General features: G+C 69.3%; 15 protein-coding genes and 1 rRNA gene. 14 read left to right on the top strand and 2 right to left on the bottom strand.

The features are described from left to right. Positions 1 to 3: 3 nt before the first annotated feature. The 12 genes from rrf to MLE42_RS13885 all read left to right on the top strand — a co-directional run bounded on the left by rrf (position 4) and on the right by MLE42_RS13885 (position 12,170). Positions 4 to 119: ribosomal RNA gene (rrf, locus tag MLE42_RS13940) — 5S ribosomal RNA — on the top strand. Between the two features lie 79 nt (positions 120 to 198). Next, complete coding sequence (gene thrS, locus MLE42_RS13935) at positions 199 to 2,112, top strand: threonine--tRNA ligase (protein ID WP_243288482.1); 1,914 nt, start codon at positions 199 to 201, stop codon at positions 2,110 to 2,112. Positions 2,113 to 2,186: 74 nt separating this feature from the next. Next, entirely contained in the window at positions 2,187 to 2,774 is a 588-nt protein-coding gene (gene infC / locus MLE42_RS13930; RefSeq protein ID WP_338028463.1) for a translation initiation factor IF-3, read from the top strand. 7 nt (positions 2,775 to 2,781) lie between these two features. Continuing rightward, positions 2,782 to 2,982, top strand: coding sequence for a 50S ribosomal protein L35 (rpmI, locus tag MLE42_RS13925; RefSeq protein WP_026853512.1), 201 nt, complete (start codon positions 2,782 to 2,784; stop codon positions 2,980 to 2,982). Positions 2,983 to 3,208: 226 nt separating this feature from the next. Next, positions 3,209 to 3,556 (top strand): 50S ribosomal protein L20, encoded by a 348-nt coding sequence (gene rplT / locus MLE42_RS13920; RefSeq protein WP_243288481.1) that lies wholly within the window; start codon positions 3,209 to 3,211, stop codon positions 3,554 to 3,556. Between the two features lie 80 nt (positions 3,557 to 3,636). After that, positions 3,637 to 4,707: a phenylalanine--tRNA ligase subunit alpha gene (gene pheS, locus MLE42_RS13915; protein ID WP_243288480.1), complete on the top strand. Its 1,071-nt coding sequence runs from the start codon at positions 3,637 to 3,639 to the stop codon at positions 4,705 to 4,707. Continuing rightward, positions 4,707 to 6,641, top strand: coding sequence for a phenylalanine--tRNA ligase subunit beta (locus MLE42_RS13910; protein ID WP_243288479.1), 1,935 nt, complete (start codon positions 4,707 to 4,709; stop codon positions 6,639 to 6,641). The genes pheS and MLE42_RS13910 overlap by 1 nt, the downstream gene beginning before the upstream one ends. 34 nt (positions 6,642 to 6,675) lie before the next feature. Further along, positions 6,676 to 6,912, top strand: coding sequence for a cell division protein ZapB (zapB, locus tag MLE42_RS13905; protein ID WP_243288478.1), 237 nt, complete (start codon positions 6,676 to 6,678; stop codon positions 6,910 to 6,912). After that, on the top strand, positions 6,909 to 7,268 hold the full coding sequence (locus MLE42_RS13900; RefSeq protein WP_243288477.1) for a cell division protein ZapA: 360 nt from the start codon (positions 6,909 to 6,911) through the stop codon (positions 7,266 to 7,268). The genes zapB and MLE42_RS13900 overlap by 4 nt, the downstream gene beginning before the upstream one ends. A gap of 224 nt (positions 7,269 to 7,492) precedes the next feature. Continuing rightward, complete coding sequence (rny, locus tag MLE42_RS13895) at positions 7,493 to 9,133, top strand: ribonuclease Y (protein WP_243288476.1); 1,641 nt, start codon at positions 7,493 to 7,495, stop codon at positions 9,131 to 9,133. A 55-nt stretch (positions 9,134 to 9,188) separates the two neighbouring features. After that, positions 9,189 to 11,837, top strand: a complete 2,649-nt coding sequence (locus MLE42_RS13890) for a response regulator (RefSeq protein WP_243288475.1) — start codon at positions 9,189 to 9,191, stop codon at positions 11,835 to 11,837. Between the two features lie 3 nt (positions 11,838 to 11,840). Beyond that, positions 11,841 to 12,170, top strand: coding sequence for a DMT family protein (locus MLE42_RS13885; protein WP_243288474.1), 330 nt, complete (start codon positions 11,841 to 11,843; stop codon positions 12,168 to 12,170). Positions 12,171 to 12,173: 3 nt separating this feature from the next. Here MLE42_RS13885 and MLE42_RS13880 read toward each other — a convergent pair whose 3' ends face one another. Beyond that, complete coding sequence (locus tag MLE42_RS13880; protein ID WP_243288473.1) at positions 12,174 to 12,818, bottom strand: response regulator; 645 nt, start codon at positions 12,816 to 12,818, stop codon at positions 12,174 to 12,176. Next, positions 12,815 to 15,730 (bottom strand): sensor histidine kinase, encoded by a 2,916-nt coding sequence (locus MLE42_RS13875; RefSeq protein WP_243288472.1) that lies wholly within the window; start codon positions 15,728 to 15,730, stop codon positions 12,815 to 12,817. The genes MLE42_RS13880 and MLE42_RS13875 overlap by 4 nt, the downstream gene beginning before the upstream one ends. A 417-nt stretch (positions 15,731 to 16,147) precedes the next feature. On the opposite strand from MLE42_RS13875, the gene MLE42_RS13870 reads away from it, so the two are divergent. Both MLE42_RS13870 and MLE42_RS13865 read left to right on the top strand, forming a co-directional pair. After that, positions 16,148 to 18,043, top strand: coding sequence for a CxxxxCH/CxxCH domain c-type cytochrome (locus tag MLE42_RS13870; RefSeq protein ID WP_243288471.1), 1,896 nt, complete (start codon positions 16,148 to 16,150; stop codon positions 18,041 to 18,043). Positions 18,044 to 18,083: 40 nt separating this feature from the next. After that, positions 18,084 to 18,437, top strand: coding sequence for a c-type cytochrome (locus MLE42_RS13865; protein WP_243288470.1), 354 nt, complete (start codon positions 18,084 to 18,086; stop codon positions 18,435 to 18,437). The last annotated feature ends 2 nt before the right edge of the window (positions 18,438 to 18,439 follow it).

Here is an 18,439-nt window from a genome sequence, read left to right as displayed (position 1 = left end):
CTTCGTCGCGGCTTTTCCCCAGGGGTCACACCCGTTCCCATCCCGAACACGGCCGTTAAGACCTGGAGGGCCGATGATACTGCTCCCCACAGGAGTGGAAAAGTAGGTCGCTGCGACGTTAAATCCCCTCCGGGCCATCACAACTGATGGCCCGGAGCTGTTTTACTGATAAAATTCTTCTCCTATTTCGAGGAATCCATGTCCATCGAGGTCCGCCTTCCTGACGACTCCCTCCGGCAGCTGCCCGAGGGGGCCACCGGGACCGAGCTGGCCGCCAGCATCGGGGCCCGCCTGCTGGATGCGGCCCTGGCCATCAAGATGGACGGCCGCCTGGTGGACCTGAAGGCGCCCTTGGCGAACGGGGCGAAGGTCGAGATCGTCACCAGCAAGAGCCCCGAGAGCCTGGAGCTGATCCGCCACTCCACCGCCCATCTCCTGGCCCATGCCGTGAAGCGCCTCTACCCCGGAGCCCGGGTGGGCATCGGCCCCGTCATCGAGGATGGCTTCTACTACGACTTCTGGGTGGACAAGCCCTTCACCCCCGAGGATCTGCCGGCCATCGAAGCGGAGATGCGGAAGATCGTGGCCGAGGGTGTCGAGGTCGAGCGCGAGGACCTGGGGCGGGATGCCGCCGTGGCACGATTCCAGGCCATGGGGGAGCCTCTCAAGGTGGAGGTGGTCTCCGGCATCCCCACCGGCGACATCATCAGCGGCTACAAGCAGGGCGACTTCTACGACCTCTGCCGCGGCCCCCATGTCCCCAACACCTCGAAGCTGAAGGCCTTCAAGCTGCTCAGCATCGCGGGCGCCTATTGGAAGGGTGACGAGAAGAACCAGATGCTCAGCCGCATCTACGGCACGGCGTTCCACACCCAGAAGGAGCTCGACGAGCACCTCAAGCGGCTGGAGGAGGCCAAGGCCCGAGACCACCGAAAGCTGGGCAAGGAGCTGGGCCTCTACTCCTTCCATCCGGAGGCGCCCGCCTCGCCCTTCTTCCACCCCAAGGGCACCCAGGTCTACAACGAGCTGGTGACCTACATGCGCGAGCTGTACTTCAAGTATGGCTACAGCGAAGTCATCACCCCACAGGTGCTGGATGTGGCCCTCTGGAAGACCAGTGGCCACTATGAGAACTACGCCGAGAACATGTACTTCACCACCGCCGAGGAGCGGGAGTACGCGCTGAAGCCCATGAACTGCCCGGGCCACTGCATCATGTTCGGCAGCCACAAGCACAGCTACCGGGACCTGCCCATCCGCTACGCGGACTTCGGCCGCTTGCACCGCTACGAGCGCAGCGGCGTGACCCACGGCCTCACCCGCGTGCGCACCTTCTGCCAGGACGACGCCCACATCTACTGCGCGCCCGAGCAGATCAAGACCGAGATGGCCGCCTTCCTCGCCCTGCTGAAGGAGGTCTACGACACCTTCGGCTTCGAGGGAATGCGCGTGGCCCTGTCCACCCGGCCCGAGAAGCGGCTGGGGTCGGACGAGATCTGGGATGCGGCGGAGAAGGCCCTGGGCGAGGCCCTGGACGAAGCGGGCATGCCCTACACCCTGAACCCCGGCGAAGGCGCCTTCTACGGGCCCAAGATCGAGTTCCAGATCCTGGATGCCCTCAAACGCCCCTGGCAGCTGGGCACCCTCCAGGTGGACTACATGCTGCCGGAGCGCTTCGACCTGAAGTACACGAAGGCCGACGGCGCCGAGGGACGCCCCGTCATGCTGCACCGCGCCATCCTCGGCAGTCTGGAGCGCTTCATGGGCATCCTGGTGGAACACACCGCCGGGGCCTTCCCGGCCTGGCTGGCGCCCGTGCAGGTGGCCATCCTGCCCATCACGGACCGGGCCCACGCCTTCTCCACGGAGGCCGCGGCGCAGGCCAAGGGCCTGGGCCTCCGGGCCGAGGTCGATCTCCGGAACGAGAGCCTGAAGGCCAAGATCCGCGAGGCGCAGCTGGCCAAGGTGCCCTACATGCTGGTCATCGGGGATCGCGAAGCGGAGGCCGGGACGGTGTCCGTGCGGCATCGCCACCGGGGTGACCTGGGCGTCCAACCCCTGGAGGGCTTCCTCAAGGGGCTCGCCGCCGAAGTCCGGGAGCGACAGCGCTGAGCCTGTTTTCCTTGCTTGGCATGAATCCATCCAAGTGGTAGACTTTTTGTCCTTGTGCAACTAGGGGAGGAACCATTCGTCCGAACGAGACCCGCATCAACGACGGCATCCGGGCCCCCGAGGTCCGCGTCATTTCTGAAGATGGCGAACAGCTCGGCGTGATGCCCCCCCACCAGGCCATCCGGATCGCGGAAGAGCGCGGCCTCGACTTGGTGGAAGTGGCCGGGAACGCGAATCCGCCCGTCTGCAGGATCATGGACTACGGCAAGTACAAGTTCATGGAAGCGAAGCGGGAACACGCGGCCCGGGCCAAGCAGAAGAACATCGTGGTCAAGGAAGTGAAGTTCCGCCCCAAGACCGACGACCACGACTTCGACTTCAAGATGAAGCACATCCTGCGGTTCCTGGAGGAAGAAGACAAAGTCAAGGTGGTGGTCATGTTCCGCGGACGTGAAGTCGTCCATCGCGACATCGGCTACCGGATCATCGAGGAGGTCATCCGCCGGGTCGGCGACAAGGCCATCGTCGAGAAGGGTGCCGGCATCGATGGACGCGACATGCACGCCATCCTCGCCCCCCGGATTATCGAAGTCCCCAAGGCGCCCAAGAAGCCCAAGCCGGCCCAGCCGGAAACCCCTGAAACCGAAGCCAAGATCCAGTGAGGAAACCATGAGCTACAAGATCAAGAGCCACAAGGGCGCCCAGAAGCGTTTCAAGAAGACCGCCGGCGGCAAGTTCAAGCGCGGTTGCTCGCACCAGCGCCACATCCTGACCAAGAAGACCGCCAAGCGGAAGCGCCAGCTGGACATGGGCGGCATGGTGGCCAAGGCCGACCAGAAGGCCGTCGCGGCGATGCTCCCCTACGCCTGATTGATGTTGTCAGGGGGTTCCCCTCGCGACGCCTGCGTCGCAAGGATCTAAGGGCGCGCTGCGCGCACACCCCCTGGCCCCCGCGCTTCGCGCAGGCAGAGCCTGCACGAAGCTTGTTCTCCAAGGCCTGAGGTCCTAGGATCGAAGGTTCAACCCGGTGGCCGTGGCCACCCCCGATGAGGCCTTCAAACGCTCGTTCTGAGCTGCCTCGAGGAAAGGAATCAAGATGACTCGTGTAAAGCGCGGTTTTAAGCGGGCCCAGCGCCGCAAGCGGATGATGAAGTTCGCGAAGGGCTTCTACGGCGCCAAGTCGCGGCTGTACCGCTCCGCCAAGGAAGCCGTCGAGAAGGCCCTCGGCTATGCCTACCGCGACCGCAAGGTCAAGAAGCGCGACTTCCGCCGCCTCTGGGTGGTGCGCATCAGCGCCGCCTGCACGCAGAACGGCACCAGCTATTCCAAGTTCATGGGCGGCCTGAAGAAGGCGTCCGTGGATCTGGACCGAAAGATCCTCGCGGATCTCGCCGTGCGCAATCCCGAAGCGTTTACCAAGCTCGTGGCCGTGGCCAAGGGCTGATCGCGAACACCCATCGCAGACACCCGGAAGGCCGCGCGAGCGGCCTTCCCTTGTTTTGAGACACCTCTTCCGAGGGATCCATGGACCACCTGCTTCCAGCCGAGATTCTCGAGGCGGACCGCGCCTTCCCGGAGGCCCTGGCCGCTTGTGCCGACCTGGACGCCCTCCTGCGCCTGAAAGGCGCCTACGTGGGCCGCGAGGGCAGCCATGCCGCACGCCTCATGGATCTGCTGAAGGCTGCGCCCAAGGAGCAGAAGCGCGACCTGGGCGCCGCCATCAACGGTCTCAAGCAGGGCTGGGAGGAAGGCCTGACGGCCCGCCAGACCGAGCTGGAGGCGGCGAAGAAGCGCCTGAATGCGCTGGCCTCGAGCTGGGATCCGGCTCTGCCGCCGCCCGTGCCCGCCCGCGGCGCGCTGCATCCTCTGAACCGCCTTATGGACCGCCTGGTGGAGGTCTTCCGGCCCCTGGGCTTCCATGTCGAGGAGGGCCCCGAGGTCGAGACCGAGGCCCACAACTTCGACGGTCTGAACATCCCCGAGGACCACCCCGCGAAGGCCTCCTCGGACACCTTCTACCTGGCCGCCCACCCGGAGCTGCTGCTCCGCACGCACACCAGCCCCGTGCAGGTGCGCACGCTCCTGCGCGTGGCGCCGGACCTCCACAGGCTCGGCGGCATCCGCTTCCTGGCGCCTGGGCGCGTCTACCGCAAGGACGAGATCGACCCCACCCACAGCCCCATGTTCCATCAGGTGGAGGGCATGCTCGTGGGTCACGGCATCGGCATGCAGCACCTCAAGGGCACCCTGGAATACGCTCTGCGAGCGCTGTTCGGCCCCCACACGGAGATCCGCCTGCGGCCTTCGTACTTCCCCTTCGTGGAGCCGGGCTGCGAAGTGGACGTGAGCTGCCCGCTCTGCGACGCTCAGGGCTGTCGCGTGTGCAAGGGATCGGGTTGGGTGGAGATCCTGGGCGCGGGCCTCCTCCATCCCAACGTGCTGCGCCACGCGGGCATCGATCCGGAGGAATGGTCGGGCTGGGCTTTCGGCATGGGCGTGGAGCGCATGGCCATGATGCTGAGCCAGACGCCGGACCTGCGGCTCTTCTTCGAGAACGACCAGCGCTTCCTCAGGGCCATGGGAGGGCTCGACTGATGTGGATCGAACGCAAGGCCCTCGCCGCTGAAATCCCCGCCGCCGCGGCCCTGGACACGCGCCAGCTCTGCGAGCTGCTGGCCGCCCTTGGCTTCCCCGTGGATGGGGTGGCCTCCCGTGAAGGCGGCGACGTGCTGGACGTGGACATCACCGCCAACCGCGGCGACGCCATGTCCCACCGCGGAATGGCCCGGGAGGTGGCGGCGAAGCTGGGCCAGCCCCTGACGCCCCTAGCCCCGCCCCCGGTGGCGGAAGGCGCGCCGAAGGTCCCCGTACGCCTGGAGAGCCCGGCCTGCCCCCTGTATGCCACGGCCTTGTTGACCCTGAATCCGGGCCTGGGCGGGGGCGGAACCCCGGTTGAAGCACAGGCCTTCCTGCGGGCCCTCGACGCCTCCGCCAAGGGCCTGCCCGCCGTGGATGCCTCCAACGAGCTGCTGCACCGCTACGGCCATCCCACCCACGCCTTCGACGCGGATCGCATCCGCGGCGCGGTCACCGTGCGCTGGGCCGTGGCCGGAGAGAAGCTGGTGACGCTGGACGGCGTGACCCGCACGCTCCTGGCCCAGGACCTTGTCATCGCCGATGAGGCCGGTCCCATCGCCTTGGCGGGCGTCATGGGCGGTGACGGCACCAAGGTGACGGAAGCCACCCGCCGCGTGCTGCTGGAGAGCGCCTGGTTCGATCCGAAGACCGTGCGGGCCACGGCCCGGCGCCACAGCCTGCACACGGACGCCTCCCACCGCTTCGGCCGCGGCGCGGACCCCGCCATGGCCGCCGTGGCCCGGGACCTCCTGGTGGACCGCCTCCGCACCTGGGCCGGCGCCACCCTGGAGGGGGCCTGGACCGCCGGCGCCCTGCCGGCCCCCGCCGCGCCCGTGACCCTGTCCGAAGCCATGCTCGTCCGCGTGGCGGGCGAGCCGCTGACCCTGGCCGAGGCCGCCGAGGCCCTGACGCGCCTGGGCTGCGCCGTGGTGGCTGGTTCCGACGCCCTGGCCGCCCAGCCCCCCACCTGGCGCCACGACCTCGCCATCCCCGATGACCTGGCGGAGGAGGTCCTGCGCCTGCGGGGCTACGAGCACATCCCCTCGGTGCTGCCGCCCCTAGAGGGCCCTCCCCAGCGGCTGTCGCCGGACTACCTCCTGCGCCGGGCCCTGGCCCGGCGCCTGGCCCACCTGGGCTTCCACCAGACCGTCACCTACGGGTTCATCAGCCCCGAGGCGGATGCCGCCTTCGCGGCGCCAGGCAACGCCCCCGAGGGCCGCACCCTGGCCAACCCGCTGGGGCGGGAATACTCCGTGCTGCGGGGGACCCTCCTGTCCAGCCTGAAAGAGGCCGCGGAGCAGAACCTCCGCCAGGGGACCCGGGAGGTGCGCCTCTTCGAGGTGGCGCCCACCTATTCCAGCGGCCCAGCGGGTCCCGAGGAGCGCTTCACGCTGGGTCTTGCCTGGGGCGGCACCCAGGGCGGCGAGGACTACCTGAGCCCCGCCCGCCCCGTGCGGGAGGCTGACCTCCGCGGCATCGCCCAGGACCTGGGACTGGCCGTAATTCCCGAGGTGCGTGGGCTGGGCGAAGGTCTCTTCGGCTTCGAGGCCCCCGTGGCGGACCTGCCCCGGCCCGGGGAGCGGATCGTCTCCACCTTCCGTCCCTTCAGCCGCTTCCCCTCCGTGGAGCGGGACCTGTCCCTCCTGGTGGACCTGGGCCAGTCCTACGGGGCCCTGGCCACGGCCATGCGGGCGGCCCTCCCGGCAGATGCCCTCCAGGACCTGCGCTGCGTGGATGTGTTTCGCCACAAGAGCCTGCCCGAAGGCCGCCAGGCCTGGCTGATCCGTCTGCGCTTCCAGGTGGACCGAACCCTGATGGGGAGCGAGGTGGACGGCTGGGTGGCCTCGGCCCTGGCCGCCGCCGAGGCCCTCGGGGCCAAGCTGCGGACCTAGGGACTCCGAGCGTAGAATCGCCCCAGAGGGATCCATGGACCTGCTGAAACAGCTCGAATCGAAGATGCATGCCCTGGTGCAGCAGCGCAACCAGCTGAAGGAAGAGCTGGATGCGCTGAAGGCCGCCGGTTCGGCCGGAGAGCAGGAGCTCCAATCCCTCCGGGCTCGGCTGGAAGAGGCCCAGGCCGAGAAGGCCGCCCTGGAGAAGGACCGCGAGGCCGTGAAGACCCAGGTGGCCGCGATCCTGCAGGCCCTGGAGGCCCTGGGATGAAGCCCCAGCCGCCCCTGCCGGGGGTCCGGGCCGCCACGGTGTCGGTCCTGGGGCGGGAGCTCCAGGTCCAGACGGACCGGCCCGAGACCCTGGCGGCGGCGGTCCGCATCCTGGAGGACACCTTCCGCGACATGGACTCGCAATGCCAGCTAAGATGGGGGAGCGTCCCGAAGGGCCTGGACACCCCGTCCTGGTACCTCCTGGGCGCCCTGAACCTGGCGCACCGTGTGGCGCGCCTCGAGCAGGAAGCCAACCAGCACACCCAGAACCTGGAACAGACTCTTTCAAAGTTGCTGAACGATGTTCCGGACGAACCTTCCGCCCCCGTGCCCTTCCTCGACGAGGACGGAGACTGATTTCCCTGCGAGGCCCGTGATCATGGCCAAGCGCTTGTTCCGTAAGTCGACCTGGGAGACCTTCCCCCTGTCCTGTGCGTTCCGCGCGTCGGCGCGCCTTAGCCAGGGATTCTGGACTCCCCCCTACCAGCTAGGGAACTCGGCAAGCCTCCACGACTGAGCGGGGATTTTCTTTCACATTCTGGTGCTGGTGGCTCTTCGGATCCCATTCCCTGGAGTCGCCCATGAACCTGATCAGCTGGATTTTCCTTCTCCTCTTCTTCGCCGCGGCCGGCGTCGGCCTCCTGATGGCGCTGAGGGCCCAGAAGGCGACGGTGGAAGCCTCCCAGGCGCAGGCCCGGGCCGAGGCGGACATCAAGGCCCAGCGCGAGAAGCTGTTGGACGAGGCCCAGCGGGAGGCCCAGCGCCTCCGCGAGCGGGGCGAGCAGGAGGCCGAGGCCCTCCGCAAGGAATCGGCGCTGAAGGCCAAGGAGCAGGCCCTCCAGGCCCGCCAGGAGGCCGAGAAGCTGCTGGCCGAGCGCCAAGCCAACCTGGAGAAGCAGGAGCAGCGCCTCCACACGAAGGAGACCGGCCTCCAGACCAAGGAGGAGGGGCTCGACAAGAAGCTCCAGCAGGTGGACCAGAAGACGAAGGACCTGGACACCCTCAACGAGAAGCGCAAGGCCGAGCTGGAGAAGCTGGAAGCCAAGCAGGCTGAGGCCAAGCAGCTGGTGGAGGCCCAGGCCCAGCGCTTGGAGGAGATCGCCGGGCTCACCCGGGAGGACGCCAAGAAGGAACTGACGGCCCAGCTGGAGTACGCCGCCAAGATGGACGCCGCCAAGCTGGTGCGCCGCATCGAGGAAGAGGCCCAGGAGGAGGCCGCCAAGAAGGCCCGCTGGACCATCGGCGCCGCCATCCAGCGCGTGGCCTCGGACGTGGTGGCCGAGCAGGCCGTGAGCTCCGTGCAGCTGCCCAGCGACGACCTCAAGGGCCGCATCATCGGCCGCGAGGGCCGCAACATCCGGGCCCTGGAGAAGGCCACGGGCTGCGACCTCATCGTGGACGACACGCCGGAGAGCATCGTGGTGTCGAGCTTCGACCCCATCCGCCGCGAGGTGGCCCGGCAGGCCATCCTCAAGCTCCTGGCCGACGGCCGCATCCACCCCGCCCGCATCGAGGAGGTGGTGGAGAAGGTCAAGGTGGACATGGACCAGCATCTCAAGGAGATCGGCGAGGCCGCCTGCATCGAGCTGGGCTTCCCGGACGTGCACCCCAAGCTGCACAAGCTGGTGGGCCGCCTGAACTACCGCACCTCGTACGGCCAGAACGTGCTGGAGCACACCAAGGAAGTGGCCCGCATCGCCGAGTACATGGCCGGCGAGATGGGCGCCAATGCCAAGCTGGCCCGCCGGGCCGGCCTCTTCCACGACATCGGCAAGGCCATCGACCGCGAGGTGGAGGGCACCCACATCGAGATCGGCATGCAGCTGATGCAGCGGTATGGCGAGAAGGAGGAGGTCATCCACGCCATGAGCTGCCACCACGGCGACTTCGAGCCCCGCACGGTGGAGGCCATGCTCATCACGGCCGCCGACGCGCTCAGCGCCGCCCGGCCCGGCGCCCGCCGCGAGATGCTGGAGACCTACGTGAAGCGCCTCGAGAAGCTCGAGGAGATCGCCGGCAGCTACAAGGGCGTGCAGAAGAGCTACGCCATGCAGGCGGGTCGCGAGATCCGCATCCTGGTGGACGCCGGCTCCGTCAACGACGACCAGGCCTACTGGATCGCCAAGGACGTCAGCCGCCGCATCGAATCGGAGATGCAGTACCCCGGCCAGATCAAGGTGACGGTCATGCGGGAGCTCCGCGCGGTGGAAATCGCGCGGTAGGGAGCACGGCGTCTGATAGAGTCCTGGCAGACAATACCCACCGGCCGGATTCCTCTTGGACGTATTCCCGCCCAACCCTTCCGATCCCCTCCCTGTCGATGAGGAGGCGGGTGCCGCAAGGCTGCGTCGGCACCTGGCGGAGGGCAGCTATTCCCTGAGCCTGGCCCGCACCCGGGAGGAGGTGTTCCGCGTGCTCCTCGGCCGGGCGCTGGAGATCCAACCCCGCGCCCAGTGGTTCGTCGGCCAGATCGAGGAGCGGGAGCGCCAGCGAGCCCTGCCGGTGGTGGCCTCCCTCCCGCCCCTGGAGCCGCGTTTCGAGGCGGCCCTCCGGGAGTTCCGTCCTTCGCTCCTCGAGGCCGGCCTGGTACGGGAGATCTGCGACCATCATCGCCCGGTCTTCGTGGCACATGCCGCCGCCATGCCCGAGAAGGTGCCGTCCGGGCTCGTGGAAGCCACGGGCCTCGGCAGCCTGCTCGGCGTCCCCCTGGTCCACGAGGGGCGCCTCGGAGGGGTGCTCTTCGGCGCCGGCCTCGGAGACGGGAAGGCCGCCCATCCCGGTGAGGGCGAGCTGGCCACCCTCCAGGGCCTGGCTCGGGTCAGCGCCCTGGTGCTGGAGCGCATCCAGGCGGAGGCTCGGCTGGCGGAAACGGCCCTCCTCTTCCGGGACCTGGCCCGCGCCGCGCATGATCTGGCCGAGGCGGCGGACGAGGACACCCTGGTGGCCCAGCTGTTCCAGTGGGCCGGGCGGCTGGCTCCCCTCCCCGAGTGGTGGTTCAACCTATTCGATGCCTCGGCCCGCGTGTGTCGCACCACCCATTGGACCCGCGGCCTGGAGGCCCATGGCACGGTCGAAGGCATCCGCCGGCCCGATGCAGTGGATGGGGATCCCATCCTGGAGCGGGTCTACCTCCGGCAGAAGGCCGTCCACATCCGCCGGTGGGAGGACCTCCCGGTGCAAGCGAACCGGTCGGAGTGGCCGGGACCCCTCCATACCTGGGTGGGCCTCCCCCTGGCCCACGAGGGCACGGTGGTGGGATCGCTCAGCGGCGGTTCCCTCGGGGCTCAGGGCCACGTGGTGCTCTCCGAGGAGCAGTTCGAGGCACTCCAGAGCCTGGCGGAAACCGCCGGTCTGGTGCTGAACCGGCTCCATGCCCGAAAGGCCCTGGAGGCCGAGGAGACACGGTTCCGTCGATTGTTCGAGCACTCCCCCGACCCCACCATCCTCCTGGTGCATGGGGTGATCCAGGATGTGAACCGGGCCTCGATGGATCTGCTCGGGCAGCCTGGCTCGGCCCTGCTCGGCCAGGACCCCACCCGGCTGAGCCCGGCCCGGCAACCTTCGGGCGTGCCCAGCCGCGAGGCGGCGCTGGCGCTCCTGGCCGAAGTGAAGGCCGGCTCCCGCAACCGCTTCGAGTGGGTGCTGCTCCACGCGAGTGGCCGGGAGATCCCCTGCGACGTGGCCATCACCCAGTACCGCCTGGGGACTCAGCACATCTACCACGCAGTCCTCCGGGATCTCACGGAGCAGAAGCGGGCCGAAACGGAGCGCGCGACCCTGGAGCGGCAGCTGTTCCAGGCCCAGAAGATGGAAAGCCTGGGCGTCCTGGCTGGCGGCATCGCCCACGACTTCAACAACCTGCTCATGGGCGTCCTCGGGCACGCGGGCCTGGCCCTGGACCAGCTCAACCCGCTGCACCCCGCCAGGCGGAACCTCGAGGCCATCCAGAAGGCGGGCCAGCGGGCCGCGGACCTGACCCGCCAGATGCTCGCCTATTCCGGTCGCGGGCGGTTCGAGGTCCGGAACCTGGATCTCAGCGTCCAGGTGGAGGAGATGCTCCACCTCCTGGAGGTGAGCCTGCCCAAGACCGTGGTGCTGAGCCTCAGCCTGAAGAAAGGGCTGCCGGCGGTCTCCGCGGACGCGTCCCAGATCCAGCAGGTGATCATGAACCTGGTGATCAACGCGGCCGAGGCCATCGGAGAGGCCTCCGGCACGATCACCCTTGCCACAGGGCTCCAGCGCGTGGATGCGGCCTCCGCCCAGACCATGCTGGTGGGGCAGGATGTGGCGCCGGGCCCCTACGTCTTCCTGGAGGTGGCCGACACGGGCTGCGGGATGGACCCGGAGACCCAGGGCCGGATCTTCGAACCCTTCTTCACCACCAAGTTCACGGGCCGGGGCCTGGGGCTATCCGCCATCATGGGCATCGTCCGCGGCCACAAGGGCGCCCTGCGCGTCTACTCCGAGGTGGGACACGGGACCACGTTCAAGGTGCTCCTGCCGGCCCTCGACCTGGAGACCGAGGCCGCCGTGGTGGTGGAAGAGGCCCCCTGGGCCGGCCACGGCCTCGTGCTGGTTGTGGACGATGACGAGACCGTGCGGATCGTGGCCCGGCAGATCCTGGAGAAGCGGGGGCTCCAGGTGCTGGAGGCCCAGGATGGCCAGGAGGCCGTGGATCTGGTGCGCACCCGGGGAAGCGACATCGGCGTGGTCCTCCTGGACATGACCATGCCCCGCATGGGCGGCGAGGAGGCCTTCCGGGAGATGCGGCGCCTCCATCCCGACATCCGCGTCATCCTGAGTTCGGGTTACAACGAGAGCGAGGCCATGGGCCGCTTCGTGGGCAAGGGGCTCCGGGGCTTCATCCAGAAGCCGTACGGCCCCAAAGAGCTGCTGGCCAAGATCCAGGGCGTGCTCGAAGCTTGAGTCATGCGGACCGTCCTCCTGCTCGTCCTCAGCAATGTGTTCATGACCTTCGCCTGGTATGGGCACCTGAAGCACCACCGCGACAGCCCGCTCTGGATCGCCATCCTGGCGAGCTGGGGCATCGCGTTCTTCGAGTACTGCCTCATGGTTCCCGCCAACCGCCTCGGCTACGGGCGCTTCAGCCTCCCCCAGCTGAAGGTGATCCAAGAGGTGGTGACGCTGATGGTGTTCGCCGTGTTCACGGTGGCCTGGATGCGGGAACGGCTGCACCTCAACCACCTCTGGGCGGGGCTCTGCCTCGTGGGGGCCGTGTTCTTCACGTTCCGGAAGTAGGCGTCAGCCTTCCAGGTGGATGATGCCCCGCTTGAGGGCCACCATCGCCGCCTCGGTGCGGTCCTTCACCTGGAGCTTGCGCAGCAGGTTGTTCACGTGGATCTTCACCGTGGGTTCCGCCAGGCCGAGGGAGTCCGCGATCTCGCGGTTCCGGTGGCCCTGGGCCAGCAGGCGAAGCACGTCCAGCTCCCGGGCGGTGAGGCGCTCGGATTCCATGCCCTCCACCAGGCGGGCGGCCGTGGCGGGAGGCAGGTACCGCTGCCCGGCAGCCACGGCGCGGACAGCCTCGATGAGCGTGCCGCGCCGCATGCTCTTCAGCAGGTAGCCCCGGGCCCCGGCTTCCAGGGCGCGCTGGATGTCGGCATCACCGTCGAAGGTGGTGAGGACCAGGATCCGCGCGTCTGGATCCTCCCGCCGGATGGCCGCGATGGCCTCCACGCCCGTCTGGCCGGGAAGCTGGAGGTCCATGATGGTGACCGTGGGGCGCAGGGTGCGCCAGGCCGCCACGGCCTCCTTGCCGTCGCCGGCCTCGCCGACCACTTCGAGATCGGGTTCCCCCTGGTGGAGGATGGCAACCAGGCCGTCGCGAACCACGGGATGGTCGTCCACGACGAGCAGGCGGATGGGATCGGAAGGGTTCGTGGTCATGGGCGCCACCTCCGGAGGGGCAGGATGATGGTGATGCGGGTGCCCCGTCCCGGTCCACTGTCGATGTCGATGTGGCCCCGGAGCTTGCCCAGGGTTTCACGGATGCTGCGGAGGCCGTAGCCCGCGGCCCCGGCGGCGGGGTCGAAGCCCTTGCCGTCGTCTTCGACGCGCAGCCCCACCTCCCGCCGCTTGTAGTGGACGGTCACCCGGACCCACTTGGCCTTGCCATGGCGGAGCGCGTTGGTGAGGGCCTCCTGGGCCATGCGCAGCAGCTCCTCCTCCAGCTTGGCATCCAGGCGTCTCGGCTCCCCGGTGTGGGCCAACTCCACCCGGATGCCCGTGCCTGCGAGGAGGCGATCGGAAAGGATGCGCAGGGCGCCCAGCAGGTCGGTCCCCTCGGGCTTGCGGGGGCTCAGGGCCATGACGGAACGGCGTGCCTCCTGGAGGCTGGCTGCCGCCAGCTCGCGGGCCCGGCCGAGGCGCGTGAGCACCGGGACGGGATCGCCCGCCAGGCGGGCCAGGCCGGCCTCGGCGGCCTCGAGCTGGAGCAGCACGCCCGTGAAGCCCTGGGCCAGGTGGTCATGGATCTCCCGGGCCATGCGGTTGCGTTCGTCCAGCACGGCGGAGCGGGCTTCCACCTGCTGGAGGCGGAGGCGGAGCAGCCACCATCCGAAGAGGCCGGCCGCCAGGGCGCACAGGGCCCAGAACACGGGACGCTGGTGGAAGAAGGGCTGGACCCGCACCTCGAGGGAGACCTCCTGCGGGGGGCCCTCCTCCCCGGGCCGCCAGGCCTGGAGGCGGAAGCGCCGCACGCCCGGTGGCAGGTTCGAGTACACCGCGAAGCGCCGGTCGCCCACTTCGTTCCAGCCGGGGTCGATCCCCTCCATGCGGTACCGGAACCGCAGCTTCTCGGCGCCCGTGAGGCTGATGCCCGTGTAGTGGATCTCCAGCCGGTGGCTGCCCGGGGCCAGGACCAGGGGGCCGGGGATGGGCTGCGCCGATTCGTCGCTCAGCACCTTGGCCAGGTACAGGCGCAGCGGCGACGGGGGCGGCGGCGGCCGGTGGGTGTCCGCGTGGGCCATGCCCCGGCTGGTGGGAATCCAGAGCTCGCCTTCACGGGTGAGCCAGGCGGCGGGCTGGGGGCCTCCGTGGGTCTCCCGGGCGGGCAGGCCGTCCCAGTGATCGAAGGTGGCGAGGGGGGAGGGACCGGAGGCGGGCAGGCCCCGGCTCAGGACCGGGCGGGGAACGCGGAGCACCCCCTGGCTGGTGCTGAGCCATAGGTTCTGGTCCGCGTCCTCCAGGATGGCGTGGATGGCCGTCTTCAGGAGCCCCTCGGGGCCGGTGAACGTCCGGAAGGCGTCATGGCGGAAGAGGCGCAGGCCGTCCGAAGTGCCCACCCAGAGGGATCCCGTGGCATCCAGGTGCAGGGCCTGGGCGCCCGCGGAAGCCAGACCCTGGGCGGTCCCGAACCAGTGCAGGCCCTCGGTGTCCAGGATCCCGACCCCCTGGGACGGGCTGGCCACGTACAGCGGCTCCGGGCCGCCTCCGGCCATGGCCACCACGCCCCGGGCCAGTGGGAAGATCTGGTGCGCGCCGCTGGACAGGAGCTTCAGCAACCCCTGACGGGGGGTGGCGATCCACAGGTCGCCGGCGGGGTCTTCGTAGAGGCTGAGGATTTCGTCGGGTTCCGGTCCGCCCTGCCAGGGCATGGCCCGGGCCTTTCCCCCCTCCAGGATGAACAGCCCCCCTTTCCGGGTGCCCATCCACAGGCCTCCATTCCTGCGGGGCCATAGCGCGGAGATGGGCCCCGGCCCGACGGTCCCGGTCAGGGCGAACGGTTCGATGCGGCCTTCGCGGACCTGGCCGAGGGCCTGGTCCCCCGTGAGGCACCAGACGGTGCCCGAGGCATCCTGGCAGACCATCCGGGCCGCTTCTTCGGGCTCGGGTCCCTTTACCGGCACGGCCTGGAAGGGGACGGCGACCGCCGCGCGGAGGCCGCGGTCTTCGCTTCCCACCCACAGGGTGCCGCCGCGGTCTTCAAGCAGGCAGAGCACGGTCCACCGGATCTGCGGCCCATCGGGCGCGGTCTCCAGCCGGCCGTCCCGCATCCGGTGGTACAGCCCCGCCTGTTCGGTTCCGATCCAGAGGCCGCCGCCGCGATCTGCCCGGAGGGTGGTGATGGCCCGCGCGGGAAGACCGCCCAGGCCGCTGGAAGGCCCCAGGCGGCCATCCGCGAAGGTGAGGAGGCCCTGGGTTCGCGTGCCCACCCACAGCGTCCCGGCGGCGTCCTGCTCGAGGGCCGTGATGTCGCCGGCCGAGAGGGCGACCAGCTCCAGCCGCCGGTCCCGGACCCGCCAGAGTCCCGATCCCGCGGTGCCCACCCAGAGCGTGCCGTCGCGGTCCGTCGCCATGGCCTGGATCCGCAGGTGGACGGCGTCGCAGGCGACCGGCTGGAACCGCTCTCCGACCAGCTGCAGCAGCGGGCCTTCGGCCGGGGCGGCCCAGAGGGCGCCCCGGGGGTCCGTGGCCAGGCGGAGGATGGGGCTGTCGGGCAGGCCTTCCGCAGGGCCGAGGGTGCTGAAGACGCCCTGCTTCAGGCGGAAGAGGCCCGGCTGCGAGGTGCCGATCCACAGGCTGCCGTCCGGGGTTTCGGCCAGGCATCGCACGTCGTTGTGGGAGAAGGCGGGTGCTTCGCGGCGGGACAGGCGATCGAACTGGGCCCCATCGAACCGGGCCAGGCCATCTTCGGTGCCCACCCACAGGAATCCGTCCCGGCTCTCCAGCAGGGCCGTGGCCGTGTCCTGGGCCAGTCCCGGCTGGTTCCGCCAGATCCGGTGCCCTTGACCCGGGGGCTGGGCGCGGACGGAGTCGCGGGCCGCGAGGGTCGTGGGCGCCAGGGGCATCATGGGCATCGCGATCCCCAGCGACAGGGCGGCGGCGCACCACCCGGCCCAGCCTCTGCGGAAGCCCTGAAAACCTGCCCAGCCCATGATCATGGAAGCAGCAGGTTAGGCCATCCCCGAGGCGCGGGCAACCAGGGATCTCGGAGGTCCCCGCGGATGGGGGCCGGCGCAGGAGCGAGCGCCCAGCTGCCGCGAGATCTGAATCACGATGACGGTCTTACATCTAAAGGCCTAGCAACAACATTCATTGGGTGTATCGACATGGGCCTGCGACCGAGAGATCGTTCCTCATCATCCAAATCCTTCCCGGGTTCCCGGCATGGCCAGGAGCACCGGGGATACCCGGACAGCGGGGCCGGCCATCCGAGCTTCCCTCTGTCCTCTTTCAGAGGCCTGCGGCGCCGGCCGCCGCCCGGAGGTGCCCGCATGCTCAGGAACCCAGCCTGGATGGGGCTTCGCGGCATCCTTCTCCTCGCGGTGGCGGCCCTCATCGGGTGCGGGAAGGGAACGGCCGACCCGGTGGTGTACTACGGCTACTACCACCCGGCCGGCTGGATCAACGAGCACCCCGGCAAGGCCCTGGCCGATCTGGGCAGTTGTGCCAAGTGCCATGAGCTGACGGTCCTGAAGGTCGGCAGCGGCGTGCCGTCCTGCATGACCTCGGCCTGCCATCACGGCACCCAGCCGGGCTGGGCGAACGCGGACCTCCATGGGCTGCGGGCGAAGCTGGCGGCGGGCCCATCGGGGGGAAGCTTCGCCTCCTGCCAGATCTGCCACGGGAAGGACTTCTCCGGGGGCGGTTCGGCGAACGCCTGCGTGACCTGCCACGGGGTCCAGGCGCCGCACCCCGCCAAGCCATGGCGCCTTTCCGCCGGATCGCTCCACACGCACACCACCACCGATCCCTCCAATGCCGCGGTCTGCGCCCAGTGCCACTACCCGGGCTCCCCCAACAACCCCGCGGGGCATCCGGCCGCGCCGGCCCCTGCGGGCACGCAGCCCGGCTGCTACAACGCCACCCTCTGCCACGCGAACGCCGGCGCGCCCCATCCGCTCGGCCCCGTCTGGACGGATGCCACGAGCCCCTCGTTCCATGGGATCCAGGCCAAGCAGGACCTGCTCTACTGCCAGAGCTGCCATGGCACGCCTGGCACCCCGAAGTTCGATGGCGGCACGGCGTCGACGGCCTGCTCCGCCTGCCACACGGCGGCCTTCGCCCATTCCACGACCTGGTACCAGGCTCCGGTCCAGACCTTCCCCGGCTATGTGCCTTCGCATCGCAACGCGGGCAACCTCGTGGCCTGCCAGGCCTGCCATGACGGCCTCGTCCAGGGCCGGACCGCGCCCCTGCCCGCGGCCCCGAGCTGCTACTCGGCCTCGTTCGACAACGGCGTCCACGGGACGGTCGGATGCCATGCCAACGGCCCCGCCGCGCCGAACCATCCCGTCCCCTTCACGGGCACGACCCACACGACGGTGACCCAGGCCCAGTTCACCGCGGACTGCGCGTCCTGCCACGCGGTGGCCGGAACCTCTCCCGTGTCGGGGGCGCCGCTTTGCAGCGTGTGCCATCAGGCCGCCTCCCCCCTGGATGCCGGGAAGGGCCCGGGGACCTGCCTCTCCTGCCACGTGGGAGCGGCCGGCCTGCCCGCCGGCCCCACGGGCACGGCCTTCCCCAGCCTGGCCGGGGCCCACGCCAAGCACATGGGCTTGCGGACCTCGCTGACCTGTAACACCTGCCACAACGGCATCGGCGCCGGCAGCCTGACGCACTACAACGCTGCCAATGCGCGCGTCTCCCAGCCCACCTCCCCGGCCCCGGTGGCTTTGGTGGCCACGTTCAACGCCCAGTCGGGCACGGCCGGGTTCAGCGCCACCGCGCTGACCTGCTCCAACGTGAGCTGCCATGGCGGTCAGGCGACCCCCAACTGGCAGACGGGGACGCTCGCCGTGAATGCGACCACCTACTGCCTGGCCTGCCACAAGATCGCTTCCACGCCCACGCAGTACAACGACGCGACGGGCCGGCACAACAATCCGAGCGACCACAACCAGACCTGCGACTACTGCCATGACATGACCCAGGCCAGGCCGGGCGCCCAGAACCACTTCAAATACCTCGACACCAGCGTGGTCAGCGGAGCCGTCACCGGCTCGCCCGCCGACCAGTTCCCCAGCGACACCATCAAGTTCGGGGGCGGCTCGCAGCCAGCCACCGGCGCGCTCACCTACACCGTCACGTCCACCACCCAGGGGCAGGGCGGCTGCGCGCTCACCTGTCACGGCCAGGCCCACACCACCACGGGGAACGTCTGGAACTGACTCCCCCCGCCTATCCACCCTCCCCATAGGAGATTCCTCCATGAGCCGTACCCTCCTTCCCCTCCTGCTGCTCGCCGGCGTCACGCTGTCCGCCGGGGATCCCGCCAAGGACCTGCCCAAGTTCCAGGGCGATCTCCAGAAGTACTGGACCGATGCCTGCGCCCGCTGCCACGGCGTCAACGGCAACGGCCGCGACAACAGCGGCAAGCCGCTTCCCGACGCCGGCTTCGACTTCACCGACAGCCGCAAGGCCAACAAGAAGAAGGACAGTGACTGGGTGAAGGTCACCATGCAGGGCAAGGACAAAATGCCGGCGTTCAAGGACAAGATGTCCGAGGCCGACGCCCAGAGGATGATCACCGAGATCGTCCGCAAGTTCGCCGCCAAGCGCTGAGT

Source organism: Geothrix terrae, from assembly GCF_022808775.1.
GTDB lineage: Bacteria > Acidobacteriota > Holophagae > Holophagales > Holophagaceae > Geothrix > Geothrix terrae.
Note: the sequence above shows the minus strand (reverse complement) of the source record. Positions and strands in the feature narration are given on the sequence as shown.

What these genes read in the sequence shown, in the direction of transcription:
- MLE42_RS13885 (WP_243288474.1), top strand. Translation starts at nt 11,841, where the DNA reads ATGCGGACCGTCCTCCTGCTCGTCCTCAGCAATGTGTTCATGACCTTC.
- MLE42_RS13900 (WP_243288477.1), top strand. Translation starts at nt 6,909, where the DNA reads ATGAAGCCCCAGCCGCCCCTGCCGGGGGTCCGGGCCGCCACGGTGTCG.
- thrS (WP_243288482.1), top strand. Translation starts at nt 199, where the DNA reads ATGTCCATCGAGGTCCGCCTTCCTGACGACTCCCTCCGGCAGCTGCCC.
- zapB (WP_243288478.1), top strand. Translation starts at nt 6,676, where the DNA reads ATGGACCTGCTGAAACAGCTCGAATCGAAGATGCATGCCCTGGTGCAG.
- rny (WP_243288476.1), top strand. Translation starts at nt 7,493, where the DNA reads ATGAACCTGATCAGCTGGATTTTCCTTCTCCTCTTCTTCGCCGCGGCC.
- pheS (WP_243288480.1), top strand. Translation starts at nt 3,637, where the DNA reads ATGGACCACCTGCTTCCAGCCGAGATTCTCGAGGCGGACCGCGCCTTC.
- MLE42_RS13880 (WP_243288473.1), bottom strand. Translation starts at nt 12,818, where the DNA reads ATGACCACGAACCCTTCCGATCCCATCCGCCTGCTCGTCGTGGACGAC.
- MLE42_RS13910 (WP_243288479.1), top strand. Translation starts at nt 4,707, where the DNA reads ATGTGGATCGAACGCAAGGCCCTCGCCGCTGAAATCCCCGCCGCCGCG.
- MLE42_RS13875 (WP_243288472.1), bottom strand. Translation starts at nt 15,730, where the DNA reads ATGCCCATGATGCCCCTGGCGCCCACGACCCTCGCGGCCCGCGACTCC.
- MLE42_RS13865 (WP_243288470.1), top strand. Translation starts at nt 18,084, where the DNA reads ATGAGCCGTACCCTCCTTCCCCTCCTGCTGCTCGCCGGCGTCACGCTG.
- MLE42_RS13870 (WP_243288471.1), top strand. Translation starts at nt 16,148, where the DNA reads ATGCTCAGGAACCCAGCCTGGATGGGGCTTCGCGGCATCCTTCTCCTC.
- rplT (WP_243288481.1), top strand. Translation starts at nt 3,209, where the DNA reads ATGACTCGTGTAAAGCGCGGTTTTAAGCGGGCCCAGCGCCGCAAGCGG.
- rpmI (WP_026853512.1), top strand. Translation starts at nt 2,782, where the DNA reads ATGAGCTACAAGATCAAGAGCCACAAGGGCGCCCAGAAGCGTTTCAAG.